Origin of the sequence: Latilactobacillus graminis DSM 20719, from assembly GCF_001436415.1 — a bacterium.
GTDB lineage: Bacteria > Bacillota > Bacilli > Lactobacillales > Lactobacillaceae > Latilactobacillus > Latilactobacillus graminis.
In genome coordinates this window covers 1-530 of sequence record NZ_AYZB01000036.1, presented here as the reverse complement: position 1 = coordinate 530, position 530 = coordinate 1, and the positions used below count along the sequence as shown (strand labels likewise).

Genomic DNA, 530 nt, shown 5'->3' with positions numbered 1-530 from the left:
TACTACGGTTACTATACGAACCAATCATTAATGACAGAATGGTTAACGCAAAATATGCTCTGGGAAGAACAAGGAAATGTTCTTACTTCTGCGGTTACACCAGGTAACTATGCTAGCTTCAAAGCAAATGTTATGGCTCAGGTAAATAGGTTCTATGAGAGACCTTCATTTGACGCACAGGCCATTACTTTATATTTGAATAAACCAGTAACTATTACAGATTCAAAGGGCACATTCAGTAACTATAAAGACGGTGCCACTATTAATTCTGCTGGAGTACAGGTTCGAAAATCAGGTAATAATGTTACTCTGACAGCAACAAGAGATTCTAAAGATGGTCAAGTAAGTTTCGACTATAATATTCCAGACTCATATCGTGGTGCACCAATGATTTATACGAAACCTGGTGTGCAAGGTGTTATGGTTGGTCGTGTAAGTGATCCAACAAGCACATATTTGAGTGTTCATGTTATTAAGCAAGGACGCGTGCGTTTGCACAAATCTGATGTTGAAACAGGCAACACACCACA

Annotated in this window: 1 pseudogene; it reads left to right on the top strand. The window is 38.9% G+C overall.

The features are described from left to right. Positions 1–30: 30 nt before the first annotated feature. Positions 31–530: pseudogene (locus FC90_RS06525) on the top strand (hypothetical protein); the annotation flags it as partial.